17 protein-coding genes and 3 rRNA genes are annotated in these 24,635 nt (G+C 64.9%); 2 read left to right on the plus strand and 18 right to left on the minus strand.

All coding sequences use genetic code 11. The features are described from left to right. Positions 1 to 8 precede the first annotated feature (8 nt). The 10 genes from AC4EEO_RS11665 to AC4EEO_RS11710 all read right to left on the minus strand — a co-directional run bounded on the left by AC4EEO_RS11665 (position 9) and on the right by AC4EEO_RS11710 (position 14,591). Entirely contained in the window at positions 9 to 824 is an 816-nt protein-coding gene (locus AC4EEO_RS11665) for a TlyA family RNA methyltransferase (RefSeq protein ID WP_109864176.1), read from the minus strand. Beyond that, complete coding sequence (locus tag AC4EEO_RS11670) at positions 824 to 1,075, minus strand: hypothetical protein (RefSeq protein WP_491329706.1); 252 nt, start codon at positions 1,073 to 1,075, stop codon at positions 824 to 826. Before AC4EEO_RS11670 ends, AC4EEO_RS11665 begins: the two co-directional genes overlap by 1 nt. Positions 1,076 to 1,084: 9 nt before the next feature. Then, the gene (locus AC4EEO_RS11675) at positions 1,085 to 2,074 is read right to left on the minus strand and encodes an HAD-IIA family hydrolase (RefSeq protein WP_018763497.1); all 990 of its coding nucleotides are present in this window, start codon (positions 2,072 to 2,074) and stop codon (positions 1,085 to 1,087) included. A 6-nt stretch (positions 2,075 to 2,080) separates the two neighbouring features. Then, complete coding sequence (locus AC4EEO_RS11680; RefSeq protein WP_491338892.1) at positions 2,081 to 3,118, minus strand: hypothetical protein; 1,038 nt, start codon at positions 3,116 to 3,118, stop codon at positions 2,081 to 2,083. A gap of 1,189 nt (positions 3,119 to 4,307) precedes the next feature. Beyond that, positions 4,308 to 4,424: ribosomal RNA gene (gene rrf / locus AC4EEO_RS11685) — 5S ribosomal RNA — on the minus strand. A gap of 169 nt (positions 4,425 to 4,593) precedes the next feature. Then, positions 4,594 to 7,722: ribosomal RNA gene (locus AC4EEO_RS11690) — 23S ribosomal RNA — on the minus strand. Between the two features lie 529 nt (positions 7,723 to 8,251). Continuing rightward, positions 8,252 to 9,775: ribosomal RNA gene (locus tag AC4EEO_RS11695) — 16S ribosomal RNA — on the minus strand. Together the 16S, 23S and 5S rRNA genes form the textbook arrangement of a ribosomal RNA operon. Positions 9,776 to 10,270: 495 nt before the next feature. Then, positions 10,271 to 11,584, minus strand: coding sequence for a tyrosine--tRNA ligase (tyrS, locus tag AC4EEO_RS11700; protein ID WP_018763582.1), 1,314 nt, complete (start codon positions 11,582 to 11,584; stop codon positions 10,271 to 10,273). A 34-nt stretch (positions 11,585 to 11,618) separates the two neighbouring features. Further along, a complete protein-coding gene (locus AC4EEO_RS11705; RefSeq protein ID WP_133832564.1) occupies positions 11,619 to 13,847 on the minus strand; it encodes a HelD family protein in 2,229 nt (742 codons plus the stop codon). Positions 13,848 to 13,898: 51 nt separating this feature from the next. Next, entirely contained in the window at positions 13,899 to 14,591 is a 693-nt protein-coding gene (locus AC4EEO_RS11710; protein WP_018763584.1) for a DNA-3-methyladenine glycosylase, read from the minus strand. Positions 14,592 to 14,709: 118 nt separating this feature from the next. Here AC4EEO_RS11710 and AC4EEO_RS11715 point away from each other — a divergent pair, with 118 nt between their 5' ends. After that, entirely contained in the window at positions 14,710 to 16,185 is a 1,476-nt protein-coding gene (locus tag AC4EEO_RS11715) for an AlkA N-terminal domain-containing protein (protein WP_491338893.1), read from the plus strand. Next, positions 16,182 to 16,676, plus strand: a complete 495-nt coding sequence (locus AC4EEO_RS11720; RefSeq protein ID WP_133832567.1) for a methylated-DNA--[protein]-cysteine S-methyltransferase — start codon at positions 16,182 to 16,184, stop codon at positions 16,674 to 16,676. Before AC4EEO_RS11715 ends, AC4EEO_RS11720 begins: the two co-directional genes overlap by 4 nt. A 2-nt stretch (positions 16,677 to 16,678) precedes the next feature. On the opposite strand, the gene AC4EEO_RS11725 is transcribed toward AC4EEO_RS11720, so the two are convergent. From AC4EEO_RS11725 to argB, 8 genes are all read right to left on the minus strand, one after another. Next, positions 16,679 to 17,416, minus strand: coding sequence for a maleylpyruvate isomerase family mycothiol-dependent enzyme (locus tag AC4EEO_RS11725; protein WP_133832568.1), 738 nt, complete (start codon positions 17,414 to 17,416; stop codon positions 16,679 to 16,681). Between the two features lie 36 nt (positions 17,417 to 17,452). Then, positions 17,453 to 18,001, minus strand: a complete 549-nt coding sequence (locus tag AC4EEO_RS11730) for a pyridoxine/pyridoxamine 5'-phosphate oxidase (protein ID WP_491338894.1) — start codon at positions 17,999 to 18,001, stop codon at positions 17,453 to 17,455. 160 nt (positions 18,002 to 18,161) lie between these two features. Next, on the minus strand, positions 18,162 to 19,589 hold the full coding sequence (argH, locus tag AC4EEO_RS11735) for an argininosuccinate lyase (protein ID WP_491338895.1): 1,428 nt from the start codon (positions 19,587 to 19,589) through the stop codon (positions 18,162 to 18,164). A gap of 5 nt (positions 19,590 to 19,594) precedes the next feature. Beyond that, a complete protein-coding gene (locus AC4EEO_RS11740; RefSeq protein WP_018763590.1) occupies positions 19,595 to 20,800 on the minus strand; it encodes an argininosuccinate synthase in 1,206 nt (401 codons plus the stop codon). 45 nt (positions 20,801 to 20,845) lie between these two features. Next, positions 20,846 to 21,376 carry an arginine repressor gene (locus tag AC4EEO_RS11745; RefSeq protein ID WP_018763591.1) on the minus strand — a complete coding sequence of 177 codons (531 nt, stop codon included), beginning with the start codon at positions 21,374 to 21,376 and terminating at the stop codon, positions 20,846 to 20,848. Next, positions 21,373 to 22,377: an ornithine carbamoyltransferase gene (argF, locus tag AC4EEO_RS11750; protein ID WP_109044876.1), complete on the minus strand. Its 1,005-nt coding sequence runs from the start codon at positions 22,375 to 22,377 to the stop codon at positions 21,373 to 21,375. The genes AC4EEO_RS11745 and argF overlap by 4 nt, the downstream gene beginning before the upstream one ends. Next, positions 22,374 to 23,645, minus strand: coding sequence for an acetylornithine transaminase (locus tag AC4EEO_RS11755; protein ID WP_491338896.1), 1,272 nt, complete (start codon positions 23,643 to 23,645; stop codon positions 22,374 to 22,376). The genes argF and AC4EEO_RS11755 overlap by 4 nt, the downstream gene beginning before the upstream one ends. Next, a complete protein-coding gene (gene argB / locus AC4EEO_RS11760; protein ID WP_285320619.1) occupies positions 23,642 to 24,601 on the minus strand; it encodes an acetylglutamate kinase in 960 nt (319 codons plus the stop codon). The genes AC4EEO_RS11755 and argB overlap by 4 nt, the downstream gene beginning before the upstream one ends. Positions 24,602 to 24,635: the final 34 nt, after the last annotated feature.

The raw sequence follows: 24,635 nt of genomic DNA on the forward strand, positions 1-24,635 counted from the left end.
TCCGCTCTCTAGTGGTTCGGCCAGATTTGTCCGAGCAACGCAGCGGCTGCTGCCTCTCGCTCTTCGATCTTAGGCAAGTCTTGGGTGTTCCTGCGTTTTATCCACAGGAAGTATTCGACGTTGCCATCCTGTCCCGGAAGCGGGCTGACCGCCAGCCCGCACAGGTCCAGGCCGGCGTCGAGCGCCGCCATGGCGACTTTCTCTACGGCCAGCCTGCGTTCGCGCTCCGACGTGACCACACCCGTCCGGCCCAGGCGGTCCTTGCCGATTTCGAATTGCGGCTTCACCATGAGCACCAGGTCGCCGCCAGGGTCGGTGCAGGCCGCCAGCGGCCGCACCACCAGGGTGAGCGAAATGAAGGAGAGGTCGGCCACCGTCAGGGCGCACGTCCCGCCGATGTCCTCCGGCGCCATGTACCGGACATTCATTCCCTCGTGGACGGCCACGCGCGGGTCGTTGCGGAGGTGCGGCACCAACTGGCCGTGCCCGACGTCGACCGCCACCACGTGCGCGGCCCCGCGGCGGAGCAGGACGTCCGTGAAGCCGCCGGTGGAGGCGCCGGCGTCAAGGCACCTCTTGCCCTGGACGGTGATCGCCGGAAAGGCGTCAAGGGCACCGGCCAGCTTGTGACCGGCACGGCTGGCGTAAACATCCTGGTCATCATGCTCGACGGCGATGTCCCGGCCGTCATCGATCTGGAGGGATGCTTTGGCGAGGACCTGGCCGCCGGAACTGACCTTGCCTTCCGCGATGAGCGACGCCGCGTGGGTGCGTGAGCGTGCCAGGCCGCGGGCCACCAGTGCCTGGTCGAGGCGGACGGGCATCAGGCGCTGCCTCCTGCGGGAGCATTGGCGGCAGGTGCGCTATCCGTGGGGTCGGTGTTGAGCGCGGCCAGCAGGTCGTCGTGAAGCCGGTTGTACACGTCTTCGTGACCGGCGGTTGGAAGCCGGGGTATCTCCTGGAGACGGTCGACCGCCTGTGCCACGCCTGGATCGGGGATGTCCTGTCCGACGGCCTGCGGCCACTCGGGAGCAGGCTGGGCTGGCACGTTGTCCGGTTCGGTCAGCTCAGTCATGGAACCATCCTAGTGATCCATCCACACCAGCTTGGGCGCCTGCGGGGCGGATGCGTCCGGGGTCGCAGCCCACCAGGCGGCACATGCTGCCCGCCAGGAATCAAGGTCTTCCTTGCTGCCAATGATGCCCACCGCGCCGTTGGCCACGCGTGCCGTCGCCTGGCCGCATGCGTACGTGCCGTCGTCGTGCGTCACGTCCGGGTACGGACGGTGCAGCCCGGCAAGGTCTTCGATGATGTAGTCGGGCCGTTCCGCGGACCGCGCCGCGAGGATGCTTTCCCGGGTGTCGACGCCGGTCAGGACGGCGACCGTGGCAAAGCCTGCGTTGTTGCCGCCCAGGATGTCCGTGTCCAGCCGGTCGCCCACGACCAAGGGACGCTCGGCACCGAGGCGCTTGGCGGCGGAGTGGAACAGCGGTGCCTCGGGTTTGCCGGCGACTTTGGGCTTCTGTCCGGTCGCCGCCGCGACGGCGGCCACCAGGGTCCCGTTCCCGGGTGCGATGCCGCGGGCCTGCGGAATGGACATGTCGGTGTTTGTTGCAACCCACAGGGCACCGGCAGACACCACATAGGTGGCTTCCGCCAGGTCCTTCCAGCCGATGGACGGGCTGAAGCCCTGCACCACGGCCACGGGTTCCTCGTCCTGGCTGCCAACCGGTACCAGGCCTGCCAACTCTATTTCCCGGGCCAGCGCGGAACTGCCGGTGATCAGGACCCGTGAGCCGGCCGGGAGAAGCGAGGCCAGCAGGTCCGCCGCCGCTTGGGACGAGCTGACCACCTGGTTGTCCTCTGCCGGGGCACCAAGCTCGCGAAGGTGCCCGGCCACCTCCGCCGGGGAGCGGGAGGCGTTGTTCGTTACGTAGCCCAGCCCGATGCCCAGCCCGGAGAGCTGCTTCAGCGCATCGACGGCTCCCGGGATGGCGTGCGGGCCGGCGTAGACCACGCCGTCCAGGTCTGCGAGGAGTGCGTCGAAGCGGGAAACCAGGGAAGCGTCACTCATCCGGCGTCAGTCCTCCCGGCGTTCGTCGGAGTGCTGGGCGCTGGCTGCCCCGTCTTCGTGGCTTTGTTCCGAGGCATCGGTAACAAGCTCGTCCTCTTCCACCGAGTCCGGGTCGGATTCGGCGTCGTCGGAGACGAAGTAGTCGGCGTCCTGGTCGTCGAGGTTGCTGTCCTGGACCGTCTTGGCCGCGGTGGCGCGACCAGCCTGGGCGCTTTCCGGGGAAGGAGCGGCGGCGTCTTCGGTTTCGGAGCCCCGTGCTTCCGGGGACGCGGACGCACGGTCCAGCAGCTTACGGCGTTCGGCTTCTTCCCGGGCTTCTTCCTCTTCGTCCCAGCCGAGGTCGATGATTTCGGGTTCTTCATCGACGCCCTGGCCGAGGGCGTTTTCGGCAACGACGGCCTGCCTGCTCCACTTCTCCGACTCTGCTTGGCGGCCAACAGCGGCGAGGGCGTCAGCGTAGGCGCGGAACAGCCGCGGGCTGTAGGAGAATGCGCGGTTGATGTCCAGCTGCTGGATCTCGAGCTCGGCTACAGCGGCATCCAGCTGGCCGAGGTCGGTGCGGGCGCCGGCGGCGACGATAGCCAGTTCCACTTTGCCGGGTGCGTCAAGGTCCTGGGCTTCCTCGGAACGGGCAACGTCCAGCGCCCTGTCCGGACGTCCCAGGCCGCGTTCGCAGTCGGCCATGACAGGTAGGTGGACGTTGGAGCCGCTGATCCGGCGGAACGTGCGGAATTCGCGGAGCGCCTCGCCGTAATGCCCGGCGGCGTAGGCGGTCAGGCCCACCGCTTCACGGACGGCCGCAAGCCGTCCACCACGCCGGCTCGCGGCGAGGGCATGCTGGAACGCCAGCTCAGGTTCGTCATCGATCAACCGGCCGGCCATCACCAGGTGGCGGGCCACCCACTCAGCGCTCTTCGGCTCGAGGGTCTTGATCTGGTGGTGGGTGGCGCGGTCCAGTTCCTTGCCCGTGACGTCCTCATCGATTTCGGGCGAACGTTCGCGGTCCGGCCGGTTGGCGCTGCGGAGATCGGCTGCGTTCGGCACGCGGACGGGGCGCTCCTCCTGGCGGTCACGGCCGAAGCCACGGGGACCCGAGCCGCCCCGCCCGGAGTCTGAACGGGAGTCTCCACGATCGAAACTACGGGGCGCGCGGTCCTGGCGGTCCCCGAACGGCTTGCGGTTCTCGCCCCCGCTGAATCCACGTCGGTCACCCTCACCATCGCGACGGGGACGGTCACCAAACGGCTTACGATCGCGGTCACCGAACGGCTTACGGTCACGGTCACCGCCGCCGCTGAATCCACGACGATCCCCCTCGCCATCACGACGCGGACGATCCCCGAACGGCTTACGGTCACGGTCACCGCCGCCGCTGAATCCGCGGCGGTCACCCTCGCCATCGCGACGGGGACGGTCACCGAACGGCTTACGGTCACGGTCACCGAACGGCTTACGGTCACGGTCACCGAACGGCTTACGGTCACGGTCACCGCCGCCGCTGAATCCACGACGATCCCCCTCGCCATCACGACGCGGACGATCACCAAACGGCTTACGATCACGATCACCGAAAGGCTTACGATCACGATCACCACCACCGCTGAATCCGCGACGATCCCCTTCACCGTCACGGCGCGGACGATCACCAAACGGCTTACTATCACGATCCCCGCCACCTGCAGAACCGCCACGGGGGTCACGGTCCGACCTGGAGCGGAACCCGCGAGGGTCCCCGCCGGAATTGTTGTTGCCCCGGAAGGCCCCCCGGTCATTGCCGCGGTTGCCACCGTTGTGCTCGGCCATTTGGATTCCTCCTGTTATGAGCCGACCACTGGCGCAACTGCAGCCGCTCGTTTTGTTTCCTACGCAACCCGAAATCAAGCGCTTCGAAGTCCGTGTATCTTCATCAATTCTAGTGGAGACGCCAAATCCCCCGGGACGGCGAAAGCCTTGACGGCCGAATCGTGGCAATCTTCACAGATGAGGCCTGGCTCGTGCTCCGAACGCCCGCTCACATCCTGCAGCCTCAACCCGAACGCCCGCTCAGATCCTGCAGCTCCAACCCCGACGCCCGCTCACTTCCTGCAGCTTCTCCCCCAACGCCCGCTCAGATGTGGGCGGGGGTTGCGGGGTTAAGTGTCGGGGGTGAGCGGGCGTGGGCGTGTGGTGGGTGGTGGTGTTTTTAAATGTGGGAGGCCCCAACCGTGTGGTTGGGGCCTCGACCAATGTGTGTGTCCGGCGGTGTCCTACTCTCCCACACCCTCCCGGGTGCAGTACCATCGGCGCTGTGGGTCTTAGCTTCCGGGTTCGGAATGGGACCGGGCGTTTCCCCCACGCTATGACCGCCGTAACCTTGTTACCCGTCCCAACCCTGGGGTTGGTGGGAAGACTGTGTGGTTACAACATGTGTGGTGTTGTTATTCAGTTGTTGGTTCCGTGCCGTATCAAACCCCGGGTGTTGTCGGGGTTGTTGGTTGGGAACCACATAGTGGACGCAAGCAGAATTTGTATGTATCTGTGTGGTGTAAGTTGTTGGCCTATTAGTACCGGTCAGCTTCACGAGTCGTTAGTCCTCGCTTCCACATCCGGCCTATCAACCCAGTGGTCTGGCTGGGGGCCTCTCACACATAAAGTGTATGGAAATCTCATCTTGAAGCGAGCTTCCCGCTTAGATGCTTTCAGCGGTTATCCCATCCGAACGTAGCTAATCAGCGGTGCACTTGGCAGTACAACTGACACACCAGAGGTTCGTCCGTCCCGGTCCTCTCGTACTAAGGACAGCCCTTCTCAAATTTCCTGCGCGCGCAGCGGATAGGGACCGAACTGTCTCACGACGTTCTAAACCCAGCTCGCGTACCGCTTTAATGGGCGAACAGCCCAACCCTTGGGACCTACTCCAGCCCCAGGATGCGACGAGCCGACATCGAGGTGCCAAACCATGCCGTCGATATGGACTCTTGGGCAAGATCAGCCTGTTATCCCCGAGGTACCTTTTATCCGTTGAGCGACGGCCATTCCACAATGTACCGCCGGATCACTAGTCCCGACTTTCGTCCCTGCTCGAGATGTCTCTCTCACAGTCAAGCTCCCTTGTGCACTTACACTCGACACCTGATTGCCAACCAGGCTGAGGGAACCTTTGGGCGCCTCCGTTACTTTTTAGGAGGCAACCGCCCCAGTTAAACTACCCATCAGGCACTGTCCCTGACCCGGATTACGGGCCGAAGTTAGATGTCCAAAGTGACCAGAGTGGTATTTCAACGATGACTCCACCCGAACTGGCGTCCGGGCTTCAACGTCTCCCACCTATCCTACACAAGCCACTCCGAACACCAATACCAAACTATAGTAAAGGTCTCGGGGTCTTTCCGTCCTGCTGCGCGTAACGAGCATCTTTACTCGTACTGCAATTTCGCCGAGTTTATGGTTGAGACAGCGGGGAAGTCGTTACTCCATTCGTGCAGGTCGGAACTTACCCGACAAGGAATTTCGCTACCTTAGGATGGTTATAGTTACCACCGCCGTTTACTGGGGCTTAAATTCTCAGCTTCGCCGTGAGGCTAACCGGTCCTCTTAACCTTCCAGCACCGGGCAGGAGTCAGTCCGTATACATCGTCTTGCGACTTCGCACGGACCTGTGTTTTTAGTAAACAGTCGCTTCCCCCTGGTCTCTGCGGCCCCGATCCCCTCCACACCGCGAAGGTGTATCAAGGTTGGGGCCCCCCTTCTCCCGAAGTTACGGGGGCATTTTGCCGAGTTCCTTAACCATAATTCTCTCGATCGCCTTAGTATTCTCTACCTGATCACCTGTGTCGGTTTGGGGTACGGGCGGCTAAAACCTCGCGTCGATGCTTTTCTCGGCAGCATAGGATCACCAAATCCCCCCAAACGGGGGTCCCATCAGATCTCAGGCACCATGAGTGGCGGATTTGCCTACCACTCGCCCTACATCCTTAGACCGGGACAACCATCGCCCGGCTCGGCTACCTTCCTGCGTCACACCTGTTAATACGCTTGCCTCCCAGGATCAGGTCCCGCGCTCCACCAAAACCCACAACACCACAAGGGTGAGCGGGCAGGTCTCGGGCGGTTAGTATCCCCTGTTCAACATGGACGGTTTTTCGCCGGTACGGGAATATCAACCCGTTGTCCATCGACTACGCCTGTCGGCCTCGCCTTAGGTCCCGACTTACCCAGGGCAGATTAGCTTGACCCTGGAACCCTTGATCATTCGGCGGACGGGTTTCTCACCCGTCTTTCGCTACTCATGCCTGCATTCTCACTCGTGTAGGCTCCACCGCTGGTTTACACCGCGACTTCACCGCCCACACGACGCTCCCCTACCCATCCAAACACCTGAACCACGAAGGCTTAGTAAATGTTTGAATGCCACAACTTCGGCGGTGTACTTGAGCCCCGCTACATTGTCGGCGCGGAATCACTTGACCAGTGAGCTATTACGCACTCTTTTAAGGGTGGCTGCTTCTAAGCCAACCTCCTGGTTGTCTGGGCAACTCCACATCCTTTCCCACTTAGCACACGCTTAGGGGCCTTAGTTGGTGGTCTGGGCTGTTTCCCTCTCGACTATGAAGCTTATCCCCCACAGTCTCACTGCTGCGCTCTCACTTACCGGCATTCGGAGTTTGGCTGACGTCAGTAACCTTGTAGGGCCCATTAGCCATCCAGTAGCTCTACCTCCAGCAAGAAACACGCAACGCTGCACCTAAATGCATTTCGGGGAGAACCAGCTATCACGAAGTTTGATTGGCCTTTCACCCCTACCCACAGCTCATCCCCTCCATTTTCAACTGAAGTGGGTTCGGTCCTCCACGACGTCTTACCGTCGCTTCAACCTGGCCATGGGTAGATCACTTCGCTTCGGGTCTAGATCACGCCACTGCAACGCCCTATTCAGACTCGCTTTCGCTACGGCTGCCCCACACGGGTTAACCTCGCGACGTAACACTAACTCGCAGGCTCATTCTTCAAAAGGCACGCCGTCACCAGAATCAGACTGGCTCCGACGGATTGTAAGCACACGGTTTCAGGTACTGTTTCACTCCCCTCCCGGGGTACTTTTCACCTTTCCCTCACGGTACTGGTCCGCTATCGGTCATTAGGGAGTATTTAGGCTTATCAGGTGGTCCTGACAGATTCGCACGGGATTTCTCGGGCCCCGTACTACTTGGGATACTCTCACAGGCGGCACAAACACATTACGGTTACGGGACTAACACCCTCTCTGGCCGGCCTTTCAAAACCGTTCACCTATGCGCGCACATCACACCCCACCAGCCCGGCAGAACTGGTATGGAAAGTCCCACAACCCCGACCATGCAACGCCCGCCGGCTATCACACATGGAACGGTTTAGCCTGATCCGCGTTCGCTCGCCACTACTAACGGAATCACTATTGTTTTCTCTTCCTGCGGGTACTGAGATGTTTCACTTCCCCGCGTTCCCCCCACGCACCCTATGTGTTCAGGTACGGGTCACCAAGTCACTCGCGCGCTTGGCGGGGTTTCCCCATTCGGACACCCTGGGATCACAGTCCGGTTATCGACTCCCCCAGGCTTATCGCAGATTCCTACGTCCTTCTTCGGCTCCTAATGCCAAGGCATCCACCGTGTGCTCTTAAAAACTTGACCACAAAGATCAAAAAAATTTCTCGAGAGAACCACAAAAACCAACCACACCCCAACACCCACAAAGGGCATCAACAGCGCAGCCAGATCCAGGTTCATATTCTTGGAAATTGCTTCTTATACAAGATGCTCGCGTCCACTATGTAGTTCTCAAACAACAACCCCAAACCACACACCCCACACACCACGCCCGCAACAGCAGACGCACCCATGCATGATCGATGCAGCCAGGAAACCAGAAACAAACAAACCCACCAACAACCCCCACCCAAACAGGCAGGAGCCGTCCGTGGCCCTGTTGCCTCAGGACCCAACAGTGTGCCAAACACTAAACCGCGCCATCACCCACCCACCGTTCCAGAACCATCACTGGCTCGTACTAAGACAAGCAGAAAACACCACGACCGCTATTTGTTGATATTCCACCCTTGAGCACCCGCCACGAAACACTCGTCCGCGAAACGGGCCTTTACTCCTGACAACACCACCACCCCGCATACACGGGACAGCAACCGTTGTAGGTGCTCCTTAGAAAGGAGGTGATCCAGCCGCACCTTCCGGTACGGCTACCTTGTTACGACTTAGTCCCAATCGCCAGTCCCACCTTCGACAGCTCCCTCCCACAAGGGGTTAGGCCACCGGCTTCGGGTGTTACCAACTTTCGTGACTTGACGGGCGGTGTGTACAAGGCCCGGGAACGTATTCACCGCAGCGTTGCTGATCTGCGATTACTAGCGACTCCGACTTCATGGGGTCGAGTTGCAGACCCCAATCCGAACTGAGACCGGCTTTTTGGGATTAGCTCCACCTCACAGTATCGCAACCCTTTGTACCGGCCATTGTAGCATGCGTGAAGCCCAAGACATAAGGGGCATGATGATTTGACGTCGTCCCCACCTTCCTCCGAGTTGACCCCGGCAGTCTCCTATGAGTCCCCACCATCACGTGCTGGCAACATAGAACGAGGGTTGCGCTCGTTGCGGGACTTAACCCAACATCTCACGACACGAGCTGACGACAACCATGCACCACCTGTAAACCGACCGCAAGCGGGGCACCTGTTTCCAGGTATTACCGGTTCATGTCAAGCCTTGGTAAGGTTCTTCGCGTTGCATCGAATTAATCCGCATGCTCCGCCGCTTGTGCGGGCCCCCGTCAATTCCTTTGAGTTTTAGCCTTGCGGCCGTACTCCCCAGGCGGGGCACTTAATGCGTTAGCTACGGCGCGGAAAACGTGGAATGTCCCCCACACCTAGTGCCCAACGTTTACGGCATGGACTACCAGGGTATCTAATCCTGTTCGCTCCCCATGCTTTCGCTCCTCAGCGTCAGTTAATGCCCAGAGACCTGCCTTCGCCATCGGTGTTCCTCCTGATATCTGCGCATTTCACCGCTACACCAGGAATTCCAGTCTCCCCTACATCACTCTAGTCTGCCCGTACCCACCGCAGATCCGGAGTTGAGCCCCGGACTTTCACGGCAGACGCGACAAACCGCCTACGAGCTCTTTACGCCCAATAATTCCGGATAACGCTTGCGCCCTACGTATTACCGCGGCTGCTGGCACGTAGTTAGCCGGCGCTTCTTCTGCAGGTACCGTCACTTTCGCTTCTTCCCTACTGAAAGAGGTTTACAACCCGAAGGCCGTCATCCCTCACGCGGCGTCGCTGCATCAGGCTTCCGCCCATTGTGCAATATTCCCCACTGCTGCCTCCCGTAGGAGTCTGGGCCGTGTCTCAGTCCCAGTGTGGCCGGTCACCCTCTCAGGCCGGCTACCCGTCGTCGCCTTGGTAGGCCATTACCCCACCAACAAGCTGATAGGCCGCGAGTCCATCCAAAACCACAAAAGCTTTCCACCAACCACCATGCGATGGAAGGTCATATCCGGTATTAGACCCAGTTTCCCAGGCTTATCCCAGAGTCAAGGGCAGGTTACTCACGTGTTACTCACCCGTTCGCCACTAATCCCCAGTGCAAGCACCAGTTCATCGTTCGACTTGCATGTGTTAAGCACGCCGCCAGCGTTCATCCTGAGCCAGGATCAAACTCTCCGTTGAAGAAAAACAGACACAACCAAGCAGGTGGAAATAACACCACACCCGGCTGCACAAAATTTGAAACCAGCTGTAAAAACCAGACCACACCACGGGGTGGCGGATCCAGTCAATTCAACCAATCCATAAAACAATTGGTATCAACAAACTTGGCACACTATTGAGTTCTCAAACAACAGACACATTCGAATATTCCCGGAAGAAATTCAGTAAACTGAACTATATATTCCGTATTTCTTCGCTGCGATGTTTCCATCTTATTTCATTCATATTCACTTTCGCAAATCCGGTTATTTTTCCGGAATTCACTCGGTGGAATGAATCCGCCCAGCAGAATGGGAAGCAATTTCTCCAGTTCCACGCTGTGCGCGGTAAGAATTGCTTCTCATCAGTTGGGGGTTGTCGCCACTCAGCGGCGGCGACTCAGAAAACAATACACGCCCCCCGGCGGCCGTGCAAATCGGCTGCCGAGAGGCGTGCATCAAGCATCCGAAGGTGCTAGGGAACCAGCACCTCAACCGTGGCCAGGTTCTTCTTGCCCCTGCGCAGGAGCAAATACTGGCCATGCAGGAGTTCAGACTCGGAAATCACGGCCTCAGGATCCGAGACTTTCTCGTTGTTGACGTAGGCGCCGCCCTCCCCCACGGTTCTCCGGGCAGCCGACTTGCTTTCGGAAAGTCCGGACGCAACCAGGAGGTCGACGATTCCCATCCCGTCCACCTGCACCGTGGTGGTGGGAAGTTCGGAGGTTGCCGCCTGCAGGGTTGCCTTGTCCAGCGCGGCCAGGTCGCCGTTGCCAAAGAGCGCCGCCGAGGCGGCAATGACCTTCTCGGTGGCGTCGACGCCATGCACCAGCGAGGTGACCTCGAAAGCCAACTTCCGCTGGCCTTCCCTGGCAAAGGGACGCTCCGCCACCGAAACTGCGATCTCTTCGATCTCGGCCCGCGTCAGGAAGGTGAAGACCTTGAGCCGGTCCACGACGTCGGCATCGGACGTGTTGAGCCAGAACTGGTAGAACGCATACGGGCTGCACATGCCGGCATCGAGCCAAATGGCGTTGCCCTCGCTCTTGCCGAACTTGGTTCCATCGGAGTTGGTGATCAAGGGAGTGCCGAGGGCGTGTACGCTCTTGCCCTCCACCTTGCGGATCAGCTCCGTACCGCTGGTGAGGTTGCCCCACTGGTCGGAGCCGCCGGTCTGCAGTACGCAGCCGTAGTCGCGGTAGAGCTGGAGGTAGTCCATGCCCTGCAGGATCTGGTAGCTGAATTCGGTGTAGCTGATGCCTTCATCGGAGTTCAGCCGGGAGGCCACAGCGTCCTTGCGCAGCATGGTGCCCACCCGGAAGTGCTTGCCCACTTCACGCAGGAAGTCGATGGCGCTCAACGGCGCCGTCCAGTCCAGGTTGTTCACGATCCTTGCAGCGTTGTCCCCTTCAAAGCTGAGGAAGCGGCTGACTTGGGCCTGGAGGTAGCCGACCCACTCCGCAACCGTGTCCTTGGTGTTCAAGGTGCGCTCCGCCGTCGGACGGGGATCGCCGATCATGCCGGTGGAACCGCCAACCAGCCCCAGCGGTTTATGCCCGGCCAGCTGGAGCCGCCGCATGACCAGCAGCTGGACCAGGTTGCCCAGGTGCAGGCTCGGCGCGGTGGGGTCGAAGCCGCAATAGTAGGTGACCGGCCCATTGGCGAGGAGCTTCTCCAGCTCTGCTTCGTCCGTGGAGACATGGACCAGCCCACGCCACTTCAGTTCCTGCCAAATGTTGGCGAAAGTGGGGTCGTTGCGCTGCGGTTCGAGGTTGTTCAGTTCAGGCACGCTTCCTAAGTTAGCAGTAACGCCGGGACCCCGGTCAGCCGGCTATTCCGGCCGGTACAGGTTCTGCGGCAATCAACCGGAGCCGCTGCGTGGCGCGGGTCATGGCAACGTAGAGATCCCCCACCTTGCCGTGCTCGTGGTTGAGCATGACGGAAGGTTCCAGCACCACCACACCGTCGAACTCCAGTCCCTTCGCCTCGCGCGGGCTGATTACCACGATGTCCTGTTCGTAGCTTCCCGCGCCGGTACCGATCCGCCGGCCGTAGGCCGCACGCAGGGCGGAAGTTGCCTGGGGCAGGAGGTCACCGTCGGCGATGACGGCGAGCAGGCCGCCGTCGAGCGCTCCCAACTCCTCCGGAAGGACCTCGAGAAGCCGGTCCACCACGCCGCCGGCAGCAACCTCATCGATGATGGGTGACCAGCGTCCTTCACGTACGGCCTTGGGAGCGGACACCACCAGGCCGGCGGCGTTGGCCATTCTGACCGCGGCCTCGGCGATCTGGGACGGCGTACGGTAATTGACCGTCAACTCTTCCAGCTGCCACCGGTCACCGAACATCGGGGCCAGTGCGCCCTGCCAGGAGTTGGCACCGGCCACGGAACTGGTCTGGGCGATGTCCCCCACGATGGTGAAGGACTTCAGCGGGCAGCGCCGGACCAGCAGCCGCCACTGCATGGGCGAGAGTTCCTGCGCCTCGTCCACCACGATGTGCCCGAATGCCCAGGTCCGGTCACTCGTGGCACGCTCGGCAGCGGTCTGCCGGGCGCCCTGCTCCTGGTTCTGTTCAGCAAGCTCCTCAGCGGACATCAGCGGGTCCACGCCGGCAGCCTGCATGTTGACCAGGGTCTGTTTTGCGTTGGCAAGGTCCCGGGCCCGGTCGTGCTCCTGCTGGGCCAGCCCCCGTCCGGCGGCCGGGTCCAGCTCGCCCAGCAGCTCGGCGGCCTCATCCAGCAGCGGCACGTCCGGCTCGGTCCAGGGAGCGTCGGCGGGGCGCAGCAGCAGCGCCCGCTCCTCCGGTGTCATGTTGGGGGTGCAGAATTCCAGGATTTCCGGCTTGCTGAAGAGGTCCGAGATCAGCTTTTCCGGAGTCATCGGCATCCAGCACAAGTTCAGCGCAATCCGCACGTCCCGGGCAGTGCGCACATCCTCGGCCAGGTACGAGCGGTCCGCATTGTTCCCGATGCTCCCGGCCTCAACGAGTTCGGTCATCTCCTCGGTCAGCTCGCGCAGCAGGATCTTGACGAACGTCACCCGGGCCTCGTTGTACGGCTTCCCGGTGGCGCGTGCACGTTCCCGGGCACGACGGACCTGCCGGGGCGTCAAGGTCAGCTTGCGCCCGTCCACCTCGAGGATCCGGTTCCGGGCGGGGACACGCATCCGGTTGGACACGGCGTTGGCCACGATGGCGGCCATGTCCAGGCGCCCCTTGATGGCCGCCACGTCGGCGTTGGTTTCGGGCACGGCGTGGATGCCCGGCATCAAGCGGCCAACGCTGGCCATGACAACCCCCGTCTCGCCGAGCGAGGGCAGCACCCGTTCGATGTATTTCATGAACGACGACGACGGCCCCACCAGCAGGACGCCGGCGCTTTTGAGCCGGTCACGATGGGTGTAGAGCAGGTAGGCGGCGCGGTGCAGCGCCACGGCGGTCTTGCCCGTGCCGGGGCCGCCCTGGACCACCACGGCACCGGAGATCGAGGACCGGATGATGCGGTCCTGCTCGGACTGGATGGTGCTGACGATGTCCGACATCCGGCCGGTCCGCTTGGAGTTCAGGGCGGCAAGCAGGGCCCCTTCGCCCTGGAGCGATTCGGCGTCCGTCAGCATGCCTGCGTCAAGGACGTCGTCCTCGATGGCTTTGACGTCGCGGCCCTGCAGGATCAGGTGCCGGCGGCGCCGCACACCCTGCCGGTCGAAGGCGGTGGCCTGGTAGAAGTGGCCGGCCTCGGGTGCCCGCCAGTCCACCATCAACCGCTGCAGGTCCTCGGTGGTCAGCCCGATACGCCCGATGTACTGGGCCTCGCCGGAATCCAGGTCCAGCCGGCCGAACACCAGCCGGTCATCCACGGCGTCCAGCTGGGCCAGGCGGTCCTCATACAGTGCGGCGAACGCATCACGTTCGGAAACGTTCTGCATGGTGCCCACGGCTCCGGCACGGCGGACCTGCGCCAGTTGGCGGCGCTTTTCCTCACGGAGCTCCTCCAGCCGGGCATACAGGCCGGCAACATAGTCCCGTTCGTGGGCCAATTCGGCGTCGAGCATCAACGTTCCCCTATCGCGAAAGACAGACCGTCCATTCTACAGCCATTTCGATTAACGCAGGCGAAACGTGCCGGCCCCGGGCGGCCCACCGGCCGCGGGCCTCCGGGTCCGCGGTTTGGCTGCCTTGTATTTGGAAACCGTGGGGTCGCCGGTGAGCCAGAACCGCCAGGCGTAGCGGTCCGATCCCCCGGCCCCGGCCACGCCCACCCGCGGACCGGAGCTGACGGGACCGGCCGGACCGGAGGGAAGCTCCAGCCCGAACGGCGGTGCCAGCGCATCCCGGCCGCTGTCCGCCGTCGTCATGCCCAGCGCCTTGGCCAGGCGGGCCGGGCCGCTGGCAAGGTCGGCGGGGGTTTTCGACGTCGGACGCCGGCGTTGCGCCACGTCCAGCCCGCCGACGATTTCCCCGGCCCGCAGCAGCAGGGCGGAAGCCACCCCGTCGGGTCCGCACACGATGTTGGTGCAGTGATGCATGCCGTAGGTGAAGTAGACGTAGAGGTGCCCGGCGGGACCGAACATCGGCGCGTTGCGGGGCGTCGGGCCGCGGTAGGTGTGCGAGCCGGGATCGGGATGCAGGGAGTCCTCCGGCCCAAGGTAGGCCTCCACCTCGGTCAACCGCACGGACACGGTGCCGTCCCGGGACTCGTGGGTCAGCACGGCGCCAAGCAGCAGCGGCGCGAGTTCCCGGGCGTCCCCGGACAGGAAATCCCGGAGCGGCCCGGTGGTTGAAGGGCTCTCATCCATTGCTCGACTGTACCCAGAAATCCGCTGTTCCCGCGGGAACCAACGGGCATCCGGCACCAACCACGGCGATGTCCGATTTCCGCTAGTAGCAGTGGTGCGGGGCTGGCAGGATGGAGGCATGGACTTCTGGCAGCGCTACCGGGCAATCGATGCCCGCGACCCCCGGTTCGATGGCCAGTTCTTCACAGCCGTCCGCACCACCGGGATCTATTGCCGTCCCTCGTGCCCGGCCCGGACGCCAAAGGCATCGAACGTGACGTTCTACGAGACGTCCGCGGCCGCCCACGAGGCAGGGTACCGGGCCTGCAAACGTTGCCTGCCGGAGGCTGTCCCGGGGACACCGGCATGGAACGTGCGCCAAGACGTTGCCGGCCGGGCGATGCGCCTGATCAACGATGGCGTCATCAACCGGGACGGTGTGGCGGGTCTTGCTGCCCGGCTGGGCTACTCCGCCCGGCAGCTCAACCGCATCCTCGGCCAGGAACTGGGTGCCGGTCCGTTGTCGCTGGCCCGGGCGGCGAGGGCACAGACGGCGCGCACCCTGTTGGTGTCCACGTCCATGAAGTTTGCGGATGTGGCCTTCGCAGCCGGTTTCAGCAGCATCCGGCAGTTCAACGACACCATTGCCGAAGTCTTCGACCTGACCCCCACGGCACTGCGGCGGACCACCCGGCATCCGGCAGCCGCCGGGGGCGCCACCGCCCTGACCCTGAGCCTGCCCTACCGGGCGCCCTTCGATACCGGTATTTTCTCCTTCCTGGCCGTGCGTGCCATTCCGGGAATCGAGGAGGGCACGCCCACCTCCTATGCCCGGACCCTCCGCCTCCCGCACGGCGACGCCCGGTTCCGGGTGGAGTACGACGACGCCGCGCGGGGGCGGCCGCTGACCCTCACCGTCGGCGCGGTGGACCTGCGCGACCTTCCGGCGCTGCTGAGCCGCGTGAGGCGGCTGTTCGACCTCGACGCGGACCCGGAAGCGATTGACGGCACGCTTGCTGCGGACCCCCGGCTGGCGGACTCCGTTTCAGCTGCCCCCGGGATGAGGCTGCCCGGGGCGCTGGACCCGCAGGAACTGTTGGTGCGGGCCATGGTGGGGCAGCAGATCACGGTGGCGGCCGCCCGGACCGCACTCACGCAACTGGCCGCCGCCGGCAGCCCCTCCAGCGACCCCGGCGGGGGCCTGGAACGGCTGTTTCCGACGCCGGCGCAGATCGCCGCAGCGGGGCATGTGCTGCGCGGACCCCGGCGAAGGATCGAATCGCTGCTGAACGCGGCGGATGCGATGGCCGGCGGGCGGCTCGAATTCGGGTACGGCGACGATGTGCCAAGCCTCACCGGGGCCCTGCTTCCCCTGCCGGGGGTGGGACCATGGACGGTGGGATACGTGGCAATGCGCGTCCTGGGCGCCCCGGACATCTTCCTCGCCAACGACGCCGCCGTCCGGAACGGCATCCGCGCCCTCGGCACCGGAGGCCACACCCTCACACCGGACTTCCGGGAAACCAGCCCCTGGCGTTCCTACGCCACCATGCACTTGTGGCGCGCCGCGGCACGGCCCGCCACTCCATCCACCCCCGCGAAAGGGATGCCATGAAAGCCCAACTGCTGCAACTGTCCACCCCGGACGGTCCGTTTACCATCCTCGCCAGGGACGGCATGGTCCTGGCCTCGGGCTGGACGGCCGGCCTGCCCGAATTGATCGGGCAGGTCCACCCCGCGCTGCGTCCCGAGGACGTGGAGGAGGTGGCCGGCCTGGCGGGAATCTCGTCCGCCGTCGAGGCCTTCTACGACGGCGACCCGGCGCCCGCCATGGCCGTCCCGGTCCTGCAGCGGTCCGGGCCGTTCCGCGCGCACGCCTGGGATGTGCTGCGGGAGGTCAAACCGGGTTTCCCGGTGACGTACAGCGAGTACGCGGCCCTGGCAGGGAACCCCAAGGCAGTGCGGGCGGCGGCCAGTGCGTGCGCCTTCAACGCGGCGGCCCTTTTTGTCCCATGCCACCGGGTGATCCGGACTGACGGCTCTTTGGGCGGGTTCCGCTGGGGCCTGCCTATCAAGGAGAGCCTGCTGGCCCGCGAGGCCGCGTAGGGCTACTTGGGGTCCGGCATCGCCGAAGGCCAGGGCAGCAGCTCCGGAAGGTCCGTCCCGTCGCCGGCGGCGGTGGCGCGCAGGCTGTCCAGCGATGGCTGCCTGCCGGCGAGCCATGCGGCGATATCAGTGACCATGCCGCTGACGACGACGGTGCTGCCGCCGGCGCCGAGTCCCATCGGCGGCAGGGCAACGGGCTGCAGGACCAGCCGGGTTCCCGTGGGAACCCGGGCGGCCAGGAAGTCGAAAAGGTGCGAGCAGAAGGCGCCGTTCCAGGTTTCGGGGCCCGTGCCGGCATCCAGGTCCGAGGTGTGGATGACAAGTTCGCGCCACAGCGCCAGGCCTGCGTCGTAGATGACTCCGTCGCGGAAGGCGATGGGCGTCTGCCACTCAGGACCGGTCAGAGCATCGAAGGCGGCCAGCGCCCGGTGGAGGGCTGCGGTGATGTCGGCGCGGTGCTGGCCGAGGCTGTGCCCCGCTGCAAGATCGATGGCACGGTTGCGTCCCTCTACGCCGCCGTCGTAGAGCGCCACCTTTTCGCCGCGGCGGCCGTGCTCCACCTGCCGGGCGAGGGCGTCGCAGATGCCGGCGATGTGGGCCAGCAAGTGGCCGCGGCTCCAGCCTGGAAGCGTTGACGGCGCCTTTTCGCCGCCGTCGGGAAGGCGGTCCAGGGCGGCGGCAAGCGCCTCGGCGGCCTTGTGCAGTTCAGCTTGGAGCGCCGCAGGGGAAGGTGAGGTCATGCGGTCAGCCTAGCGGAGGGCCCGGCGCGGCGGCGGCTATTCCAGCGGTGTTCCGTCCGGTCCAACGCGGTGCCGGACGTGCCGGCCGTCGGCGGCTGCCTGCCAGAACTCAATCTCGCGAGGCTGGAGTGCATAGAGCTGCCAGTTCGGGTTTTCGGTGCCGTCTGCGCGGGGCCGTTCGTGCCAGTCGAGGCTGGAGGCTTCGGCGGAGAGACCGGTCACCGTCCCGGTGAGCCGGACCTGCCGGCCCAGGCGTGGCCAGTAAAAGTTCATCGCAGCCCTCGGCTCCGCCGTGAGTTCCCTGCCCTTGCGGGAGGTGCGGGACGTGGCGAAGTGCCAGCCGTCGTCGTCAATGTTCTTCAGGATCAGCATCCGGGAAGAAGGCTGCGGGCCGCCCCCGGACGCGGCATCCACCGTGGCGAGGCTGAACGCGTGCGGCTGTTGCTCCCCCGCGTCCAAGGCCTCGTCCAGCCATTGCTTGAAGAGCAAAGCCGGATCCCGCGGGGCACTGCCGGGATGGAAGGCGGGCAGGTCGGCCGGGAAATCGGGCAGCGTGCGAAGGAACTTCCGGAACGTTTCGCTCATGGACCCAGCCTAGCCACATGCGGGTTTCAGCAAGCCCAACCACCCACACCTACCCCCGACGCCCGCTCAGATATTGCAGTGGAACTACCAACGCCCGCTCACTTCCGTAAAGAAAGTGAGCGGGCGTTGACGCAAAACCGGCAGGAAGCGAGCGGGCGTTTCAGCCGGCGTACGCCCGGACGTCCGCGAGTTCACTCTCCAGGGCGACAAGCTGGCGTTCGACGGCGGCCGGTGCCGTGCCGCCCTGGGAGTTGCGGCTGTTCAGCGAACCTTCCGTGGACAGGACCGTGCGGACCTCCGGCGTGAGGTGCTCCGAAATGGCGGCGTACTCCTCATCCGTCAGATCCCACAGCTCCACGCCGCGGGACTCGGCCTGCTTGACCGCGGCACCGGAGAGCTCGTGCGCCTCGCGGAACGGCACGCCCTGGCGGACCAGCCACTCGGCGATGTCCGTGGCCAGCGCGAAACCCTGCGGGGCCAGGGACTCCATCCGTTCCGTATTGAACTTTAGGGTGGCGATCATGCCGGAGACGGCCGGGAGCAAGAGCTCCAGGGTGTCGGCGGCGTCGAACACCGGTTCCTTGTCCTCCTGCAGGTCGCGGTTGTACGCGAGCGGCAGGCCCTTAAGCGTGGCCAGCAGCCCGGTCAGGTTGCCGATCAGGCGCCCTGCCTTGCCGCGGGCCAGCTCTGCCACGTCCGGGTTCTTCTTCTGCGGCATGATCGAGGAGCCGGTGGAATAGGAATCGTGCAGGGTGACGAAGGAGAACTCCTTCGTGGCCCAGAAGATCACTTCCTCTGAGATCCGGGACAGGTCCACGCCGATCATCGAGCAAACCCAGGCGAACTCGGCGAAGACGTCGCGGGACGCGGTGCCGTCGATCGAGTTGTGCGTGGCCGAGTAGAACCCGAGGTCAGCCGCCACCGCTTCGGGGTCCAGCCCCAACGAGGAGCCGGCCAGCGCACCGGAGCCGTAGGGCGAGACCCCGGCCCGCTTGTCCCAGTCCCGGAGCCGCTGCACGTCGCGCAGCAGTGCCCAGGCGTGGGCCAGCAGGTGGTGGCTGAGCAGGACCGGCTGGGCGTGCTGCAGGTGGGTGCGGCCCGGCATGGCAACACCGTGGTGCGCCTTGGCCTGCTCCACCAGGGCATCCACTGTTGCCAAGACGCCCCGGGCAATGATCCGTGCATGGTCGCGCAGGAACATCCGGCCCAAAGTGGCCACCTGGTCGTTACGCGACCGGCCGGCGCGGAGCTTGCCGCCGAGCTGGGCGCCGGCGCGCTCGATCAGGCCGCGTTCCAGCGAACCGTGCACGTCCTCGTCAGACTCGGCCGGGGTGTATGCGCCGGAGGCGACGTCCGCGTCCAGGCGGTCCAGGGCGTCCAGCATCCCCGCCAGCTCGCCGTCGTCGAGCAGTCCGGCCTTGTGCAGCACGCGCGCGTGCGCCTTGGAGCCGGCTATGTCGTAACGGGCCAGGCGCCAGTCGAAGTGCGTGGACTTGCTCAGCGCCGCGAGGGCGTCCGCGGGGCCGCCGGCGAACCGGCCGCCCCACAGCGCACCCGTGTTGGTGGCTTCGGACTTGAGCTCAGCCATCCGGGTTACTTTCCTGCGACGCGGATGTCGCGGCCGGAGGCAACCTTGGCGGACATGCCCCACAGCTCGATGAAGCCCTTGGCCTGGGACTGGTCGAAGGTGTCGCCGGTGTCGTAGGTGGCCAGCGAGAAGTCGTACAGCGAGGTGTCGGAGCGGCGGCCGTTGACGATGGCCTGGCCACCGTGGAGGGTCATGCGGATGTCGCCGGAGACGTACTTCTGGGTGTCCTCGATGAAGGCGTCCAGGGAGCGCTTGAGCGGGGAGAACCACTGTCCGTCGTAGACAAGTTCGGCCCAGCGCTGGCCAACGGTGGCCTTGAAGCGGGCCTGCTCGCGCTCGATGGTGATGTCCTCCAGGTGCTTGTGCGCGGTGATCAGCGCCATGGCACCGGGGGCCTCGTAGATTTCGCGGGACTTGATGCCCACCAGGCGGTCCTCGACGACGTCGATGCGGCCCACGCCCTGGGCACCGGCGCGGCGGTTGAGTTCCTTGATGGCCTGCAGCGGGGTGACCTTGACGCCGTCGATCGCGACGGGGACGCCTGCCTCGAAGGAGATGGTGACTTCATCCGGTGCCGGCGGGAACTCCGGGGTGGCGGTGTAGTCGTAGATGTCCTTGGTGGGGGCGTTCCAGATGTCCTCGAGGTAGCCGGTTTCCACGGCGCGGCCCCAGACGTTCTGGTCGATCGAGTACGGGTTCTTCTTGGTGGTCTCGATGGGCAGTCCCTTTTCCTCGGCGAAGGCGATGGCCTTGTCGCGGGTCAGGGCGAGGTCGCGGACCGGGGCGATGCACTTCAGGTCCGGGCCGAGGGTCTGGATGCCCACTTCGAAGCGGACCTGGTCGTTGCCCTTGCCGGTGCAGCCGTGGGCCACGGTGGTGGCGCCGAATTCGCGGGCGGCCTTCACCAGGTGCTTGACGATCACCGGGCGGGAGATGGCGGACACCAGCGGGTAGTGGCCCTGGTACAGGGCGTTGGCCTTCAGCGTGGGCACGCAGTATTCGTTGGCGAACTCGTCCGAGGCGTCCGCGACGTAGGCCTCGACGGCGCCGCAACCGAGGGCGCGCTGGCGGATGGTTTCCAGCGATTCGCCGCCCTGTCCGACGTCGACCGCCACGGCGATGACCTCGGCACCGGTGGCTTCACCGATCCAGCCGATGGCTACTGACGTGTCCAGGCCGCCGGAGTAGGCCAGCACAATGCGTTCAGTCACTTTAAATGCTCCTTGTTGGGGTTGGTTGATGTTCTGTCGTCAAGCTTATTGCCCGGCTTCCTCGGCCAGTTGCAGGAAGCGGGCTGCGAGGTCCGGGCCGCCCAGCGGATCGCGTGACACCAGCAGGACGGTGTCGTCCCCTGCGATGGTGCCCAGGATGGATGGCATTACGGAGTGGTCGATGGCCAGGGCCAGGAAGTTCGCGGCACCGGGCGGGGTCCGCAGGACGGCGATGTTGGCGGAGGCTTCCGCCGTGACCAGCAGTTCGCTGCACAGCCGGGCCAGCCGCGCGTCCAGGATTTCCTGCGTGACGCCGCTCTTCGCGGCCCGTTCACCGCCTTCGCCGGGGACGGCGTACACCAGGACGCCTTCCTTGCCACGGACGCGGACCGCACCCAGTTCCACCAGGTCCCGGGACAGGGTTGCCTGGGTGACCTGCACGCCGTCGTCCGCCAGCAGCGCCGCAAGCTCAGCCTGCGAACGAACGGACTGCCCGGTAAGGATGGCGGTGATGCGTGCCTGCCGGGCGGTCTTGGTGGCCGGGCTGCTGCCCGGGGAGGACGGCTGGGCGGTCACTGGAACGTGCTCTCCCCGGCACCTTCAACGGGGGAAAGGCCGTCAACGACGGCCAGGCCGGACCGGTGCATCAGCCAGGCCATCAGGGCCTTCTGGGCGTGCAGGCGGTTTTCCGCCTCGTCCCAGACGATGGACTGGGGTCCGTCGATGACGTCCGCTGAGATTTCGTAACCGCGATAGGCAGGCAGGCAGTGGAGCACGACGGCGTCTTCCGCGGCGAGTGCCAGGGCGTCCGAATCGACGGAGTAGTCCCGGAACAGCTGGAGCCGTGCTTCCTTCTCGGCTTCCTGCCCCATGGAAACCCACGTGTCGGTGGCCACCACGTCCGCTCCCTGCAGGGCTTCCTTCGCATCGGTGGTGACCAGCACGGAACCGCCGGTTTCGGCCGCCCGTTCCTTCGCGGCCGCCACGATGTCCGCGGCCGGCAGGTAGCCTTCCGGACCGGCAATGCGGACGTGCATCCCGGCCGTGACGCCGGCCAGCAGGTAGGAGTTGGCCATGTTGTTGGCGGCGTCGCCGAGGTAGCTCATGGTGAGCCCCTTCAGTTCGCCCTTGTGTTCCTTGACGGCGAGGAGGTCGGCCAGGAGCTGGCAAGGGTGGTAGTCGTCGCACAGGGCGTTGATGACCGGGACTTTGGAGTTGGCAGCCATGGCCACCAGCCCGGAGTGCGCGCCGGTGCGCCAAACGATGGTGGACACCATCCGTTCGAGGACCTTGGCGGTGTCCTCCACGGATTCCTTGTGCCCGATCTGCGCCTCGCCGGGATTGATGATCAGGGCATTGCCACCCATGTCGGCGATGCCCGTGGCGAACGAGACGCGGGTCCGGGTGGAGGTCTTGTCGAAGATGACGGCCACGGTCTTGCGTCCGCTGCGCTCAGCGGCGAACGGCTGGACGCTGTACGGGGCGGCCTTCATCCGGGCTGCGAGTTCCAGGACCTCTGCCTGCTCGGCGGGGCTGAGGTCGGTGTCCTTGAGGAAGTGCCGGGTTGCGGTGGTCACTGGGCGTCCTTAGCTGTCTGGAGGATTGCCGGGAAAGCGGCGAGGAAGGTGTCCGCCTGGGCTGTGGTGAGGATCAGCGGCGGTGCCAGGCGGATGGTGCGCGGGCCGGGACTGTTGACGATGAAGCCTGCGTCGAGGGCGGCCTGCACGACGGCGGGGGCGACGTCGGCGTCGAGGTCGAAGCCGATCAGCAGCCCTTCACCCCGGACCTCGGTGACGCCGGTGACCGCGGCCAGTGCGGAGCGAAGGTGCGCACCCACCGCGGTGGCGTTGGCCAGGACGTCCTGGCTTTCGAGCGCGTGGAGGGTGGCCAGGGCGGCCGCCGTGGCCACCGGGTTGCCGCCGAACGTGGTGCCGTGCTGGCCGGCGGACAGCAACGACGACGTCTGCTCACCCATGGTGATCAGGGCGCCGATGGGGAATCCGCCACCGAGGCCCTTGGCCAGGGTGACGGCGTCGGGGACGATCCCGGCGTCTTCGCTGGCCAGCCACTTGCCGGTCCGCCCGATGCCGGTCTGGACCTCGTCGAGGATCAGGAGTGCTCCCGCCTTGGTGGTGGCCTCACGGGCAGCCTGCAGGTAGCCCGGGGGCAGCGGCCGGACGCCGGCCTCGCCCTGGATGGGCTCCAGGAAGACGGCGGCAACGGTGTCATCCACTGCTGCCTGCAGCGCAGCGATGTCGCCGAACGGAATGTGCACCACGCCACCGGGCAGCGGTTCGAACGGTGCCCGGTAGGCTTCCTTGGCGGTCAGCGCCAGGGCACCCATGGTCCGGCCATGGAAAGCGCCTTCGAGGGCGATGATTTTGCTCCGCTTGGTGTCGCCGGCGCCGGTGTTGCGGCGGGCAAGCTTGAACGCTGCCTCGTTCGCTTCCGTGCCGGAGTTGCTGAAGAACACCTTGGACCCGGCAGGGGCGTGGGTGAGCTCCAAAAGTTTCTCCGCCAAGGCCACCTGCGTGGGGCTGGTGAAGAAGTTCGAGACATGGCCCAGGGTTGCCAGCTGGCTGGCGATGACTGAGGTCACGAAGGGGTGGGCGTGGCCGAGGGCGTTGACGGCGATACCGCCGAGCAGGTCCAGGTATTCCTTGCCGTCGGCGTCCCACACCAGGCAGCCGGCGCCGCGGACCAGGACGCGCTGGGGCGTGCCGAAGACGTTCATCAGCGAGGTGGAGTAGCGGGAGAGCCACTCGGAGCCCGCGTGGCCCTTGGTTTGCACCAGTTCGGCCACCGGGGTTTCGACAAGCTCAACCTCTGCGGTGTGCTTACTCATGCGTTGTTCTCCTCGTCCGGGACCACCTGGGTGCCGATGCCCGCCGTCGTAAATGTTTCAAGAAGCATGGAGTGGGGCAGGCGCCCGTCCACGATGTGCGCGCGCTCCACGCCCTCGTCGATGGCCTTCAGGCACGCGGCCATCTTGGGGATCATGCCCGATTCGAGCCGGGGCAGCATCTTCCGCAGCTCGGAGGCCGTCAGCGATGAAATCAGGGAGGACTTGTCCGGCCAGTTGGCATACAGGCCTTCGACGTCGGTCAGGATGACCAGCTTGGAGGCGCCCAGTGCCGAGGCGACGGCGGCGGCCGCGGTGTCCGCGTTGACGTTCAGGACCTGGCCGGTGGGCTGGAAACGCCCGGCACCTGGCACGTTCTCCCCGCCGTCGACAATCTCCGGGGCCACGGTGGAGATCACCGGGATGCGGCCGGCGGCCAGGATGTCCACGATGCCCGCGGGGTCGACGCCGACCACCTCGCCCACGAGCCCGAGGTCGATGTCTTCGCCGTCCACCACGGTGCCGGTGCGGACGGCGCGCAGCAGCCCGCCGTCTTCGCCGGACATGCCGACGGCGTAGGGCCCGTGGGAGTTGATCAGGCCCACCAGTTCGCGCCCCACCTGGCCGGTGAGGACCATGCGGACCACGTCCATGGCTTCCGGGGTGGTGACGCGCAGGCCGCCTTTGAACTCGGATTCGATGCCCAGCCGGCCCAGCATGGAGTTGATCTGGGGGCCGCCGCCGTGGACCACCACCGGGTGGATACCCACGTGGTGCAGGAAGACGATGTCCTCGGCGAAGGCCCGGCGGAGTTCGTCGTTGACCATGGCGTTGCCGCCGTACTTGATCACCATGGTGGTGCCTGCGAACCGCTGGATCCAGGGCAGCGCCTCGATCAGGGTGGCGGCCTTGTCCTGGGCAGCGGACATGCTGGTGGTTTCACGCGTCTGGGTGTTCATGCTGTCACTTTCCGCAGCGGTTCCTGCCGGGAGC

The organism is Pseudarthrobacter sp. MOO13 (assembly GCF_058267655.1).